Origin of the sequence: Pseudomonas sp. FP2300, assembly GCF_030687595.1 — a bacterium.
Lineage (GTDB): Bacteria > Pseudomonadota > Gammaproteobacteria > Pseudomonadales > Pseudomonadaceae > Aquipseudomonas > Aquipseudomonas bijieensis.
The window spans coordinates 960,093-974,983 of sequence record NZ_CP117440.1 but is presented as its reverse complement, the minus strand read 5'-3'; the positions used below and the strand labels follow the sequence as shown (position 1 = coordinate 974,983).

Genomic DNA, 14,891 nt, shown 5'->3' with positions numbered 1-14,891 from the left:
CAGTACTCCTTAACCTTGTTGGCCGCCGCGCAAGCCACTCTCATCGAGCCCGGCTGCCGACTTCAGCATCTTCAAAATCACCAGCGCAAAGGCCCGGCTCTTGGTTTCGTTATCCAGCACTTCCAGTGACAGCTTTTCGTGGTCGGTCATCGCATCTAGCACAGTGTCCAGTACGCGCTTGGGGAACAGGCCGTGCATCACTTGCTCCACCGAGTGGTTGTTCACCTGGGCCATCACATCTTCCTGACGGCTGATGCGCTGGGCGATGCCGGTGAGGAACTGCAGCTGATCGTCGTCGCTTACCTCGGCACCGAAGATATCGTTCAGCGCCTCGATGATTTCCGACAGGCGCTTTTTCTCCGGGTCATGCGGCTTGCCGCTGCCCACGTCGCTACCCGGTTTTAGCTGGTATTCGCCGTCTTCCTCGCTGAGGCGCAATTGATACTCGGCGCGCTTGCTCAGGCGGTAGTGGCTCAGTTGCAGCTCGGCCACGTCCACGTCGTCTTGTTGCAGGCGGTCCACGCGCAGCAGCGGGTGCAGGTGCTTGGCGTACACGCACAGCTGCTCTAGTTCACGGTCCTCATACGGCACGATTTGCGATAGGAACTCATACAGGCGCACAAAGCTCTGCAGGTTCTTGCGGAACAGATCGAGCTGGTCCACCTGCTCGCCAGCTTCTTTCAGCGCGTGCTCGGCTTTTTTCAGGCCGGCGCTGTCGCCGTTGGCTTCAGCGGTGCGCTTGTAATCCAAGGCCTGCTGACGCGACTCCACGGAGAAGGCATAACGCTTGGCAAAGCGCTCCTTGGCCGGCGTGCAGTAATAGCTGAGCTTGCTGGCCGCTGCCTTGGGGTCGAAAAAGGCCACGGCGAACGCCTCGACCTCCTGCCAGTGATAGATGCCCTCGGCATCCAGCGTCTTCTGCAGGTCATAGATGATCTGCGGATCGGTCACGTCGGTCAGTTCGGCCTTGGTGTAGTACGGCAAGAAGGCGTCGAGAATGTCCTGCGGCTCGTTGAAGAAGTCGAGGATGAAGGTTTCCTTGCTGTCACCGAAGGTACGGTTCAGCCGCGACAGGGTTTGCACGCAGTCCACGCCTTGCAGCTTCTTGTCCACGTACATGGCGCACAGCTTGGGCTGATCGAAGCCGGTCTGGTACTTGTTGGCGGCGATCATCACGTTGAAGTCCTGGCTGTCGAAGGCCTGTGCTAAGTCGCGGCCATTCAGGCCGGCGTTAAGCAGGCTGCTGCTTTCCGTCACCTCTTCGGGGATCACCTCATCCGGCAACACGCTGCCGGAGAACGCCACCAACGGGTGCACATCGTTGTAATCCATTTGCTGCACATAAGCCTTCACTGCCAACTGGTAACGCACTGCCTCCTGACGGCTGCTGGTCACTACCATGGCCTTGGCCTGACCACCCAGCAGGCCACGGATATTGGCGCGGAAGTGCTCGACGATCACCTCGACCTTCTGGCTGATGTTGTAAGGGTGCAAACGCACCCAGCGGGCCAGCTTGATACGCGCCTTTTTGCTGTCTACCTCGTCGTCTTCGCCATCCGGGTGGGCAATCTTCCAGGCGGTGCTGTAGGTGGTGTAGTTGCGCAGCACGTCGAGGATAAAACCCTCCTCGATGGCCTGGCGCATGGAGTACAGGTGAAACGCCTCTGGTTTATTGCTAGCACTGGCCGGCAGTGTCGGATCGGCCGGGCGACCGAATAGCTCCAAGGTCTTGGCCTTGGGCGTGGCGGTAAAGGCGTAGTAGCTGATGCGCTCGTTCGGTTGGCGGGCCTGCACGGCCGCGTCCAGCAGCTCTTCGGCGCTGACCTCTTCGGCATCCAACGCATCACTGCCGAGAATCTGTTTCAGCTTGCTGGCCGATGAGCCGGTTTGCGAGGAATGCGCCTCGTCGGCAATTACCGCGTAGCGCCCGCTGGCCAGCTTGGGATACTTGTCCAGGGCGTCAAACAGCGCCGGGAAGGTCTGGATGGTGACGATGATAATGCGCGTCTGCTCAGCCAGCGCCTCGGCCAGTTGTTCGGATTTGCTCTGGTTGCCGACATCCCGGCTGATCGGCTTGACCACGCCCTGCGCGTGCTCGAACTGGTAGATGGTGTTCTGCAACTGGCTGTCCAGCACAGTGCGGTCGGTGACCACGATCACCGAATTGAACAGACGCTGGCCGGCCTCGTCGTACAGCGAGGCCAGTTGATGGGCGGTCCAGGCGATGGAGTTGGACTTGCCCGAGCCGGCGCTGTGCTGGATCAAATAACGCTGGCCCGGCCCTTCGGCGCGGGTGGTGTTGATCAGCCTGTTGACCACTTCCCACTGGTGGTAACGCGGGAAGATCATCGACTCCTTGGTCACCGGCGTGCCGTCGAAGCCTTCGCTGGTTTTCTTGTCCAGGTGCAAAAAGCGCCCCAACACCTTGAGCCAAGCATCAGGCTGCATCAAGCGTTGCCACACGTAACTGGTGGCGTATTGGCTGTCGTCATCCGGCATAGGGTTGCCCGCGCCGCCTTCCGCGCTGCCGAGGTTGAACGGCAGGAAGAAGGTGTCTTTACCCTCCAGCTTGGTGGTCATCGCCACTTCGTTCTGGCCGACTGCAAAGTGCACCAGCGCGCCGCGTTTGAAGGTCAGCAACGGCTCGGGTTTGCGCGTCAGCGGGTCCTTTACTGGACGGTCGTAGCGATACTGGCGTTTGGCGTTTTCCACCGACTGTTTGAACTCGCTTTTCAGCTCCAGCGTGGCGGTTGGGATGCCATTGACGAACAGCACCAGATCCAACCGTGGGTTGTAGCTCTGCCCATCGCTGCCGGCTTCACGTGCATGTGGCGAATAAGACACCTCCGGCACCACGCGCAGGCGGTTGCACAGGTAGCGTTTCAAGGTATCCGGGTTCATGCCGTGGTCGGGCTGGAAGCTGCACAGTTCCACCTTTACCGCCGGCAGCTTGAAGCCATGGCGCAGCACATCCAGGGTGCCGCTCTGCTCCAGCTCGCGCACCAGCTTTTGCACCAGCACATCATCCGGGTTGTTCGGGTTGGCCTTGGCAAACTTGTCCCAACGCTCCGGCCAGGCGTCCTTGAAGTAACCCAGCACGTCTTCGGTATACAGCGCCGTGCGCCGGTCGTAGCCGCTGGCGGTGCCGACCAGCCAGCCTTGGGCGGCCAGGGCGACGATAATGTCCTGCTGAAATTGTGCTTCCTTGCTGTCCGCCATTTATACGGCCTCTGCTTCTAATACGGGGGCTTGCGCGCGGGCCGGTGGCTGCCAGCACCGCACGTCGATTTTGCCGGTGACAGCGGCGGAGATTAGGGCGGAGCGGCGTTCTTTTAGCAGATCAATAGCCTTGATTCCTTGCTCCAGCAAAGAAGCGAATTCCGCAGTGACTTTATCTAAAAAGTCAGAGATTATTATTTGCTCAACTATCGGCGGAAGGGTTACAGGCAGCTGCTTCAATAAGTCTTGACTTAAAGACGCTCTGGTAACCAAATTCATTTCCTTGTTGAAGAAAATACGTAGTCCTTGGTTACGGAAATAATATTTCGAGAATCTAGGCATTAGAGACTTCCTAGTCGGCCTAAATCGAATGAGGAATCCAGCGAAAACAGCATTTGGAAGCTCTCGAAGGCAGGTAGCACTGAAGCCTATCTCGTCAACTGTTTCCGATGTCCGGGTGAAAAATACATCCCCGTACTCAATCGAGTAACGTTGCTGGTCTTCAGGTGATGATTGAACAAGTCCCGTAACTTCAGCAGGTAATACGTCGCTCTTATACACATCGCCATAACTTACAAAAGGGGAGCCCGACCCAAAAGCCTCTCCTCCAATGTTGATCCCGTTTTGGCACTCACCCAGATAACGCAAAGCCTTCACACTCCAATGCGCCGGCACCTCGCCTAGCCACTCTATGCCGGAGTCTTTCATCGGCACTGTGGGGTCGAGGCCTTTGGTGACGGCGTGGGAGATCACGGCCTGGCGCTTCTCCTTGAGCAGTTCGATCAGGCGCTGCTGCTCTTCGATCAGCGCGTCGATGTGGGCGGTTTCGTGGTCGAGGAAGCGGGCGATTTGGTTTTGTTCTGGTATTGGAGGCAATGGAATACGCAGATTTTCTATCACTGACATTCCAATATTTTGTTGTGTTCCAAAGCTCCAATTGAGAATGACGCTCTCTTGAAAGTTACGAGATCGCATCGTTTGAAGTACATAGCGAGGAAAAGCCAGCCGAGAACATCTCACCACGGCCAATGGCGACCAAATATTGAAGTCTCGATCAGTGGAAACAAGGGCCACTACGCCAGTAGTAGCTCCAGACTTCACCATAAAAATATCGTCTCTACGCGGTTTGTATTTTTTCGAGTACTTATGATGATCAGCATGGGAAATAAATCGGGATTTTGAGAAATTTATCTCTCCTGACGAAACAGCCTCCGCAGAAACAAACGGAATACCGTCATCAATGAATTCAGGTGTTTCATGAGGCCCATCAGTGATTGGTGTTTCCACAACATGCTTCAAGGGCACGACATTCCAATGTGCTGGAACCTCCCCTAGTTCAGCTACGTTAGTGTCCTTGTAGTTCCCGTAGGAAGAAAAACTCATGCCGACAGCCCCTCAATCATCTGCTTGATGCGGTCGGTACAGGCTTTTAGGTCTCGGTCGATCTCGACCAGCGGGCGTGGCGGCTGGAACACGTAGAAGTAGCGGTTAAAGGGAATCTCGAAGCCGACAATGCCGACCTCGCCGTCCAGCGCATCGGTTTTGCTTTCGTCGATCCAGGCATCCGGCACATGAGGGATGACTTCGCGCTGGAAGTAGTCGTACACCGATTCGCCCAACGGTACGTTCTCGTTGTCGCGCAAGCCAACGTCGGCTTCCGGCTGGCCCTTGGTCATGCAGATATCGGCCTCGGGGTCGCGTTCGCTCAGGGCGCTCATCAGGGCTTTAAGCTCCGGTGTGCTGAGGCTGACGCTGTGGGCGATCAGGACTTTTTTCAGCAGCTTGCTGAATTGTTCGCGGTTGCGGTGCAACACGCTGGCATCCATCGCGTGCAGGGTGGTCATCAGTTGCTGCTGGGCGGCGCTGTCGAGTTTCTGCAGGGCTTTTTCTCCCAGCACCTTGGCGATGCGCTCGGCGCTGGTTTGGAAGTTCAGGCGTAGCGGGCGCTCAACGGTGATGCGGCGGTAGCCGAAGGCATCGATGGGGAAGATTTTGCTCTGGGCGGTTTGCTCGAAGTTGCCATACAGGCGCACCAGCTCGCTGATTTGATCCTCGGTGATGAACTGGCGTTTGCTGCCCAGCGATTTGCGCATTTTGGCGGAGTGCTGGCTGCCGTCGATTAACTGCACCCTGCCCTGGCGCGCGGCAGCTTTGTGGTTGGAAAGAATCCACACATAGGTGGCGATGCCGGTGTTGTAGAACATATCAGTGGGCAACGCGACGATGGCTTCGACCAGATCGTTCTGCAGCAGGTAGCGGCGAATCTCCGACTCACCCGAACCCGCGCCGCCGGTAAACAGCGGCGAGCCGTTGAGGATGATGCCGATGCGCGAGCCACCGTCGCGCGGGTCACGCATCTTGCTGACCAGGTGCAGGAGGAACAGCAGCGAACCGTCGGACACGCGCGGCAGGCCGGGGCCGAAGCGGCCGTCGAAGCCCTTGCGGCTGTGCTCATCGGTGATCTGCTTCTGCACCTTCTTCCATTCCACGCCGAACGGCGGGTTGCTGAGCATAAAGTCGAAGCGCTTGTCGGCCAGCTGGTCGTTGGACAGGGTGTTGCCGAGCTTGATGCTGGCCACGTCCTGGCCCTTGATCAGCATGTCCGCCTTGCAGATGGCATAGGACTCGGGGTTGAGCTCCTGGCCGTGCAGCGACACGCTGACCTTCTCGCTGATGGACTGGATGTACTCATCACCCTCAGACAGAAAGCCGCCGGTGCCAGCGGTTGGGTCATAGATGGTGACGATGCTGTTGGGCGCGAGCTTGTGGTCCTCATCGGTGATCACCAGCGAGGTGGTGAGGTGCACGATATCGCGCGGGGTGAAGTGCTCCCCGGCGGTTTCGTTGGAGCTTTCCGCAAACTTGCGGATCAGCTCTTCGAAGATAATGCCCATGCCGAAGTTGCTGATGAACTCGGGGCTCAGATCGGTGGCGGCGAAGCGCTGCACCACCTGATACAGCAGGTTGGCGGTTTCCAGCTGCTGAACGAAATCTTCAAAGTGAAAGTGCTCGAAGATCTCGCGGGCATCCTTGCTGAACGCCTGCACGTAGCTCATCAGGTCGGCGGCGGTTTGGGTGTCTGACAGCGTGCCAAGGGTCAGTGGCGAGCCGTTGAAGAACTGCTGGCCGGCAGCGCGCAGCAGAATCATCTCACGCACTTGGTCCGGACGGCCTTCCTGAGCGAAGGTTTGTTTGATCACCTCACCCTTGGTCGGTGCGAGCACGCACTCCATGCGCCGTAACAGGGTGAATGGCAGGATGATGCGACCGTATTGCGATTGTTTGAAGTCACCACGCAGCAGATCGGCAATGGACCATAGAAACGCGGCCGTCTGGGAATGATTTTCCGTGTTCACGCAATAACTCCTTGGAGTACGGGCAAAAACGCAAGTTTACCCCTTAGAGCTGGCGCCCTGTCACAGAACCGAAGGCCTATTTTCACTCCGCTCCGAATACTCAAAGGTGCTAAGGCCGCACTCGAACGTTAGCCTGCAACGATATGTCTGCTGCAATGTGTTCTAGAAAGGGGTTTTAGCAGTCTATGCAGTGGTTCCCTGGCAAAAACCGATCAGCCAGCCTAACCATTTAAGTAGCGGGATTTCTAAAGCAACTCATCGTCGTCATCTGTTGCACCTTCATTGCTCGCGCCCTTTCGCTGGCCCGGAGAGTCGTCATTTGCCCACCATGTGTTGTCACTATGCGCGCCTGGCGGATACCTTCTGATGCTCAGTTGTCATCTACTGTCGTTCTCCCGCTGCCGCCATAGACATTGCTAACTGTGGATACCCTGTATCCATAGAGCGGCAGCGACGACACCCTACTCACGACCCCCCTTCACAACGCCAACTATCTTGTACAAAGCTCGTGAGAGACCTGAAACCCAGTATTCATGCGGGTTACAGAGACAACACCCCTTCACGACACCCCTTCACAACGCCAATTATCTTGTACAAAGCTCGTGAAAGACCTGAAACCCAGTATTCATGCGGGTTACAGAGACAACACCCCTTCACGACACCCCTTCACAACGCCAATTATCTTGTACAAAGCTCGTGAAAGACCTGAAACCCAGTATTCATGCGGGTTACAGAGACAACACCCCTTCACGACACCCCTTCACAACGCCAATTATCTTGTACAAAGCTCGTGAAAGACCTGAAACCCAATATTCATGCGGGTTACAGAGACAACACCCCTTCACGACACCCCTTCGCTCAGATCGGCAGATCACTTTATGGGAGGTGAACCGTCAGACTCCCATAAGTAATAGATGGGAAGTGAGCATGTTTTTTTGAAACGTGTCGCGGAGCGGATATGAGCGGTGCTCTGGTCGCTTTGGAATTTAGTCACCCAAGAGCCGACGGAACGCATTTCAGGAGGATAAAGTCCTTGGGATTGGCACAGCAGATGAGAGGCTATATTCAGTGCAGATTTTCAGCCTAGAAGGGGCAAGACATGGACTCGATTGAGCTACTGGTTTATGCGGTCATCGGCGTGGTCGGCACGCTGGGAGTGGCTGCGGTGATTGGCTACAAGGTCGCAGATCATCTCGATAAGAAGCATCACACAGACTGATTTTGCAGCACATCGGTAGATGCGCATGGTGGTGGCTTGGGATTCGCCAGTGCTCGGGTAACGTTCAGGCATGTACCAAGTCCAGCAGGTTCACGTCATGAGCAAAGTTAAGTGCCAGTGCTGCAAGAAGATGATGGTTCCAAAGGTGGTCACTAGCGCGCCGTTCTACATCAATGGAATACCCGTGGGCGGCCGTGACCCGGAGTCGTCCGTATGCCCCTTCTGTCTCTCGCAGAAGTGGATGCTCACCGAACATCAGGCTCTGGCTGCCGGTAGGGCCAATGCCGAGTTCTACGGCATTATGGTTCTCGCCATGGTGAACATCGTTGCGTTCGCCCGTTTCGGCGAACTGGCGGGCGGTATGACGCTTGCGGTGTCAGTCGCAAGCTTTCTCCTGCGCGCCAGAATTATCAGGGTATTGCTACGGCATCTGGGCCGTTAGACGAGCCAGCACATTCCAGGCGACCGGAATGCTATCAGGCGGCGAATACAGCCTGGTTAGAATTCGTAAAGGATGTCACTGCTGCTCGACACTGCGCAAAACTGCGTCGCTACTTGGTCACTTCATCGGGTTTAAGCGCTGTGGTGGTACTGAACCCTGCATGGCGAGCGGTTGCCCGAATGCCCTGGCCAGGGCCAAGCAGTTTACCAACGCGCTGATGTAACCCCGTTTCAGGCGGACCTTTTTAAACACCGGAAATTTTGCCCCTCCTAAGGGGAAGGTTGGCCGTTCGAACCGGCCCTGGGACACCATATTTCTAAGGCTTCCTAGCTTTTTTGCTTTATGTGCAGTTTGGCTATGGGTGCAGGGCGGGTGCAGTTGACTTGACAGTATGTCCAGTTCTTTGTGTTCTCCAGTCCTCCCCATGCACCGGAATGCTTGATTCCCCCTCTATTTTTCGGCTTCGTTGTTAGACTGGGTTTTGAGTTTTCCAATTGGTCTTGGAGCCGTGTATGCAAAGTCCTGTACCCCCGTACGACGGAAAGCCACTGGCGTACATCGACCAGAATGTCCTAGATCTTGTGGTCAAAAATGTAGACTGGGATTTTTTTCAGCGATTGATGGACCATTTCCAAGTGGTCTATTCTGATGACACGCTCAGAGAAATTAAGCGCAGTGGCAGTCCCGAGAAATTTTTGGACGCACTGGTATCCTTAGATGCCGCGCACTTCAAGATTCATGTTACCGATAAGTTTGAGGTAACCGATGAGTTTAGAGTCACTCGTCTCTCCCCTCACGGAGCTTACGCTAACTTCTGTCTAATTGACCCAGTTTACGACATGATGCTCGCAGCCACTCGGCAAACTACTTTAAAGATGTTTGGCGGGCGGAAGGAGAGCGACTTTGAAGATATTGATGCTGAGCAGCTAGGAGCTTTTAATAAGCTGATGGGCTATATTACTGAGCAATTAAACTCTATAGATGAGATTTCTCAGGAGCAGCGTAATATAGTAGAGCAATACCAAGCTGCTCTGACCAGCCAGTATAAAGAAGTACTTTCGATTTCAAGTGATCAGATGCGACAGCACGTTGCTAATGCTAGGGAATGGTCTGGAGTTAGGGATTATAGAGAGGCCACGGGGGCTGGGCCCGTGGAGCTCAACAATATCAAGCCACCTAACGTTATCGAGAAGATATGGGCGATGTATCAAAACCTAGATGGATATAAAGGACAAGGATTTACAATTGAGCAATTTCTAGGTATCTCAACTAGCCCGATCTATGCTCGAGATATGTTTCTTCATGAAAAAGTCACAGCAATTTATAATTTGCTTAACTTTATTGGCTATCATCAGGATAGCAAGCTAACTAAAGAAGCTAGGCACATCGCTGCGACTAGCGATGCTGCTCACGCCGCTATTTCTGTTAGTGTTTCTTTGATACTTAGTTGTGATAGGGTTTTTATCAAGAAGGTGGAGGCAATCTATGAGCACCTTCAGGTGAATACCACTGTAGGACTTGTCGTAGTCTATGATGGACTTATCGTTGTCACCGCTAGTTAAACGTCTTGTCCTTAATCCTAAGAACGGTGGTGGTCGAGCAGTTGGCATGCCGGGCCGTCGCGCGAATGCCCATACCGGCGCCGAGTAGTTCGATCACGCGCTTATGCAGGTCAGCGTCGACGGGGCGGCCCTGGTACTTGCCGGCGGCCTTTGCCTTCTCGATGCCCTGGGCCTGGCGCTCGCGGCGCTGCTCGTAATCCTTGCGTGCGATGGCCGCCATCATTTCCACCAGCATCGAGTTGATTGCTCCCAACATCCGCCCGGTGAACTCGTCGCCCTTGGTGTCCTGCATTCCCTGGTGGCTGGTCGGCAGGTCGAGCGCAACGATGCGCAGGCCCTTGGAGTCGATGGCGGCCTTGAGCTTTTGCCAGTCCTCCACTGGAAGGCGGGAGAGGCGGTCTATCGACTCCACCAGCAACACGTCCCCCTTACGGGCATCCTTGAGCAGGCGCAGTAGCTCAGGCCGGTCGGCGGTGGCGCCGCTGGCATTCTCCAGGTAAACGCTTGCAATGACCTTGTTGTGGTCGCTGGCGAACTGCTCGAGCGAAGCCCGGGCACGGCCGGCGTCTTGTTCGTCGGTGGAGGCTCGGAGGTATGCGCGGATGAACATGATGTGTGCCTGTATCAGTTAGGGCGTTCTACTAATACTGTTGCACTTTGGGTGTTACTTATCAAGCGGAAAGCCCGAAAAAGGCAAAATAAGCCTGTATCTGGATAGGCATGCCCAAAAAATCGCCGCAGATTCTCGAAACCCCACGGCGATACAGCCCAGCAGAATTATTTCCCTACGAAGTAGAGCGCCCTGCCCTGATTGAAGATTGCCGCAGGGGTCGAGTTTTTCCTCAGCCGCTGGCCAGGGTGGTAGATGTAGATCCACTCAGGCAGATGTTGCGAAACAAGCTGCATGGCTTCCGAAGTCGTCATGTCGTTCTTGTAGGCATCAAGCGTGAACTGGTTGTCACGGATGAAGATCGGCCCGTAGCTGAGTGGCGACCTCAGAAAGCTTGGAGATTTAGAAACCTTATCACTGTATGGAATCGGCCGTTCTGCGTAGCTATCTGCCAAGGATGCATAGCTGCGGGCATGACCATCAGGATATTTACCTGTCTGCATTGGCAGCTTCGATAGGCCATTGGCAAAAACCTTCTTACGAGCGTCTTCGACCTTACGCAATGCAAGAGCAGATGCCACGTCCGGCGAGCCTGCCTGGTCAGCGGGTACCCACGCGACAATCTGAGTTGCGCGCGCCGGATCGCTTGATCCGCCCAATAGCATTAGACCCAAACCAACTCCCGCTGCTGCTCCACCACTCAGCCCCGTAGGTGGCGACGCGAAGCTAACCGCGCTTAATCCAGCATCCCCAAGTACTGCTCCAGAGCCGCCGGCTGGGGTCGCCCCATCAACTGCCCCCACAAGTTCGATAGGAACGTCACGCTGCCCGGAAATCCCCATGGCGGTCAGAACACGCATAGCATCCGACCATTTTTCCCTCGGTACATCCTTCGGCTCAGGAAGCTGCACAGTCCTAGCCCCCTGGGTGCCAGAACACCCAACCAGAAGAGCTACTGTCGCGGCCAGCAAGCCGATTCGGATCGTTGTTGATTTGTTACCCATGGCGTCACTCCTTGTTTTGACTGCCGCATCTTACGAGGGCGTCCAGGAAACCCAATGGCATAAGCCTATGAGCTCCGTAGGCTTGGGATTTCCAGACCTTGGCATAGCGTGTCATGCAACCTCATGCATTCGGAGCATCACCATGGAATTTCGCCACTTAGGCAATGGACAGACTTTCCCTCCAGTAGCACCGAACGGCCGGATTTACGCCGTACCTGTGACACAGGAAAACCAAGTAGAAATTTTCTGTCTGACAGCTGCAGGGATTGTCGGAAGCGGCGTTACGGCGAACTGGGCTGAGATCTCGGGCTTCTGTTACGACGACGAGTCCTGGGAAATCATCCTGCGGAATTACATCGGGAGGGGAATGCGTTTCCGTCGGGGTGTGCCCTGCGCAATCGTGGAGGACGGTTGCGAAACCCTCAAAACAAATATCCAAGGGTTCGCAATTCCAGTTTGCGTAATGAACCGCATTGCATACGAACAAAAAAGGCTGCAGCAGACCTGAGGGTTTAAAGGACAACCTGCAACCTGACTCGCGTCACGTCACTCCGCGCAGGCTCCCCCACTTTCCCTGGCTGGGAAATCCTGATTTCAAATTCCGTCGTTTTTGTTGCGTGAAAGCGAAACACACGCGTGACGGCTGCCCGTAGGGTGTATCCACACAGTCAAAGGGGCTCGGAAATGATCCACAACAAATTTAGTCAGGGCATGCACAAGCGGTACACCTCCAAGAAGTCGGACTACAGCGCTTTCCCGCCACGTCGGCCCCGACGCCTAGATTCAGCGATCTGCGTACAGTCACAAACCTTGGTCAGCCAGGAATAACGACACATGCGCTACGTGACCGTCAGGAAATTCGCCAGTGAATCTGGCTACTCCGAAGACGCTATCCGCTCGAAGCTTCGCGACGGGATTTGGCGGCTGGGAGAAATATGGATCAAGGCCCCAGATGGCCGAGTTTTGATTGATGTTGAGGGATATGAGTCATGGGTAGAGATGGGAGGGGAGTCCGGGCAGTCTCCGACTCGAGCATTGAAATCACGTTCATGTACCGCGGGGTTAGGTGCCGCGAGCGGTTCCCGCTCAAGCCTAGCGCGACTAATTTAAGGCGCGCAGAGCGCTACAAGCACGCTATTGAGCATGATATCGCTACAGGTGTCTTTGATTATTCAGCAACTTTTCCGAATTCTCCACGTGCAACCAAGTTCACGCCTGAGTCTAGCCAAGAGACGCTGGCTGGGTTCCTGACCAAATGGCTGTCCAGCAAGAAGCAGCATGTGTCTAGCAGTACATTCGAGGGATATCGGAAGATCGTAGAGCTGCGGATTGTACCTGCACTAGGCCCTACTCTATTAGTCGATCTGAAGCGCAAGGCGGTCAGAGACTGGCTCAACACGCTGGAGGTATCTAACAAGACACTGAGCAACATTCAGAGCTGTCTGCGCTCGGCATTGAATGATGCCGTGGACGATGACGAGCTCATCGATACCAACCCACTGGCCGGGTGGACTTTCTCGCGCAAGGATCAGGTGAAGGAAGACGATGTCGACCCCTTCAGCCCAGAGGAACAACGCGCCATCCTGGCCGCGCTCGATGGCCAGGCGAAGAACCTGGTGCAATTCGCTTTTTGGACAGGTATGCGCACCAGCGAAATGGTCGGGTTGAACTGGGAGGACATTGATTGGGTACGTGGCGAGGCTTACGTCACTAGGGCGATGACTCAGGCCGCAAAAGGTAAAGCCGAAGTGACTAAGTCAAGATCTGGCAAGCGCCCCATCAAGCTATTGGCGCCAGCCATGGAAGCATTGGTTGCGCAGAAGGCCTATACCTTCCTGGCCGACAACGAGGTGTTCCAGAATCCTCGCACGCAGGAGCGATGGAAAGGTGATCAGCCGATCCGGAAAACCATGTGGGCTCATGCAGTGAAGAAGGCAGGCGTTCGGTACCGTCGCCCCTACCAGACACGACACACCTATGCGTCGATGATGCTATCCGCCGGTGAGCATCCGATGTGGGTGGCTCAGCAGATGGGACATAGCGACTGGACGATGATTGCTCGTGTATACGGGCGATGGATGCCAGTTGAAGACAACTCTGCCGGAAACAAAGCGCTGGCGTTTTGGACAGGTGACACGGCTAATGCGTATCCGAGGGCCGCAGGGTAGAATGAATCTATTCCCCCTAAAAAGCGAAACCCCGGGAGAGGTTTTCACCAGTCCCGGGGCTCTAGATCTAGTGCTGGAGCGCGTGACATGCGTCAGAGGGGCCTTACCAGCTGCTAGTTGCAAGGAAATATACACCCTCATGGCTGAGAGTCAAGCGCCCTATTCTTACACACCCGGGCTTCTGCAGGAGCTTGAGGCTAACCTTTCCTCAGCCAGATTCGGCGCATACCTAATACGAGCCGGTCACCATCGCGATTATGCTATCCAGCTGTATCTCTACAACGCTCGCTTGGCAAAATCACTGCTATTTCCCCTGCACATTATGGAGGTATCCCTGCGAAATGGGATTGACCCCATATTAACCAGTTTATACGGCCATGGTTGGCCCAACGAATTCGCCTTCAGATCAACACTCACTGCGAAGAGCAATAACTCTCTGCAAAAAGCCATTGACCGCTTCAAGAAAAAGACGCCAAGCAAGGACGATATAATATCAGAATTAAGTCTTGATTTTTGGTCAAACCTTTTCCGCCCTGAGTATGACCGCGCAATTTGGCAAACTAATATGAGGATACTATTTCCTCACGTAGTTATTACCCGAGCAGCATTTCAGCCGCAGATACATGAAATTAATAAACTACGAAACCGAATAGCACATCATGAGCCGATTCTCGATGCAAATATAAGCAGCATACATCAAAAAATAATTGAAGTAACTTCCAACCGCTCTACGGACACTGGGAACTGGGTAAAGTCTCATAGCACCGTAGCAAACATGCTACGCACCAAACCCAAAGCAAATTCAGCTCCGGGCCCTTGCATTTCAGATATCGCTGATAGAGCTATTACTCGAATCAAGTGCAATGCAACCTTACAAGATATCTTCGCGCAACCTGCTGCTTTCTACATCGCCACTGACCGTGAGGAAAAGGATCTAGCCATCTTCGACCAAACAGACGTGATCAAATTTATCTCCTTGAAAAGAGAGGGAGAATTGATCGATTTTAGCGAGCATTCTATCGACGAACTTGTGGCTACCATGGACTGTATAAATAGCTTTGTTTTTTTCGATGAAAATGAAAGTGCGGCAACGTTGCCACGAGCCCTTAGAAAAAAAGTACGTTTCATCGCAGCATTCGATTCCGCGCATCCTGGAACGATTCAGGGTGTAATTGTAAAAGCCCACAGAAGGTATTAATGGCAGCCTTATGCCAGCTTTAAGGCTGTAGCCTGCATTAACATTGGCCTGGCCGCGGGTTCAAATCCCCCCGGCCCACCATTTCATCATCTAAAGACGTCCTCGGACGTCTT

At 54.7% G+C, this 14,891-nt stretch carries 10 protein-coding genes and 1 pseudogene; 5 read left to right on the top strand and 6 right to left on the bottom strand.

The genetic code is table 11. The features are described from left to right. Window positions 1–9 precede the first annotated feature (9 nt). Genes PSH86_RS04110 through PSH86_RS04100 form a run of 3 tightly spaced genes read right to left on the bottom strand, consistent with a single transcriptional unit; the run spans window position 10 to window position 6,575 of the window. Window positions 10–3,219 carry a type I restriction endonuclease subunit R gene (locus tag PSH86_RS04110; protein WP_305488057.1) on the bottom strand — a complete coding sequence of 1,070 codons (3,210 nt, stop codon included), beginning with the start codon at window positions 3,217–3,219 and terminating at the stop codon, window positions 10–12. Further along, window positions 3,220–4,602, bottom strand: coding sequence for a restriction endonuclease subunit S (locus tag PSH86_RS04105; protein WP_305488054.1), 1,383 nt, complete (start codon window positions 4,600–4,602; stop codon window positions 3,220–3,222). Then, a complete protein-coding gene (locus PSH86_RS04100) occupies window positions 4,599–6,575 on the bottom strand; it encodes a class I SAM-dependent DNA methyltransferase (protein WP_305488051.1) in 1,977 nt (658 codons plus the stop codon). Before PSH86_RS04100 ends, PSH86_RS04105 begins: the two co-directional genes overlap by 4 nt. A 1,316-nt stretch (window positions 6,576–7,891) precedes the next feature. Between PSH86_RS04100 and PSH86_RS04095 the strand changes: the two genes are divergently transcribed. Continuing rightward, on the top strand, window positions 7,892–8,236 hold the full coding sequence (locus PSH86_RS04095) for a hypothetical protein (RefSeq protein ID WP_076962720.1): 345 nt from the start codon (window positions 7,892–7,894) through the stop codon (window positions 8,234–8,236). 109 nt (window positions 8,237–8,345) lie between these two features. On the opposite strand, the pseudogene PSH86_RS04090 reads toward PSH86_RS04095, so the two are convergent. After that, window positions 8,346–8,459, bottom strand: a pseudogene (locus tag PSH86_RS04090) (serine recombinase); the annotation flags it as partial. A gap of 289 nt (window positions 8,460–8,748) precedes the next feature. On the opposite strand from PSH86_RS04090, the gene PSH86_RS04085 reads away from it, so the two are divergent. Continuing rightward, window positions 8,749–9,798, top strand: coding sequence for a hypothetical protein (locus PSH86_RS04085; RefSeq protein WP_305488046.1), 1,050 nt, complete (start codon window positions 8,749–8,751; stop codon window positions 9,796–9,798). Here PSH86_RS04085 and PSH86_RS04080 read toward each other — a convergent pair. Both PSH86_RS04080 and PSH86_RS04075 read right to left on the bottom strand, forming a co-directional pair. Further along, window positions 9,791–10,408 carry a recombinase family protein gene (locus PSH86_RS04080; protein WP_305488043.1) on the bottom strand — a complete coding sequence of 206 codons (618 nt, stop codon included), beginning with the start codon at window positions 10,406–10,408 and terminating at the stop codon, window positions 9,791–9,793. The genes PSH86_RS04085 and PSH86_RS04080 overlap by 8 nt on opposite strands. Window positions 10,409–10,575: 167 nt before the next feature. Then, window positions 10,576–11,412, bottom strand: coding sequence for a hypothetical protein (locus PSH86_RS04075; protein ID WP_056784985.1), 837 nt, complete (start codon window positions 11,410–11,412; stop codon window positions 10,576–10,578). Between the two features lie 142 nt (window positions 11,413–11,554). Between PSH86_RS04075 and PSH86_RS04070 the strand changes: the two genes are divergently transcribed. From PSH86_RS04070 to PSH86_RS04060, 3 genes are all read left to right on the top strand, one after another. Further along, on the top strand, window positions 11,555–11,920 hold the full coding sequence (locus PSH86_RS04070) for a hypothetical protein (RefSeq protein WP_305377864.1): 366 nt from the start codon (window positions 11,555–11,557) through the stop codon (window positions 11,918–11,920). Between the two features lie 541 nt (window positions 11,921–12,461). Continuing rightward, window positions 12,462–13,580, top strand: a complete 1,119-nt coding sequence (locus PSH86_RS04065; protein ID WP_305488038.1) for a site-specific integrase — start codon at window positions 12,462–12,464, stop codon at window positions 13,578–13,580. Between the two features lie 139 nt (window positions 13,581–13,719). Continuing rightward, window positions 13,720–14,778 carry an Abi family protein gene (locus tag PSH86_RS04060; protein ID WP_162259486.1) on the top strand — a complete coding sequence of 353 codons (1,059 nt, stop codon included), beginning with the start codon at window positions 13,720–13,722 and terminating at the stop codon, window positions 14,776–14,778. The last annotated feature ends 113 nt before the right edge of the window (window positions 14,779–14,891 follow it).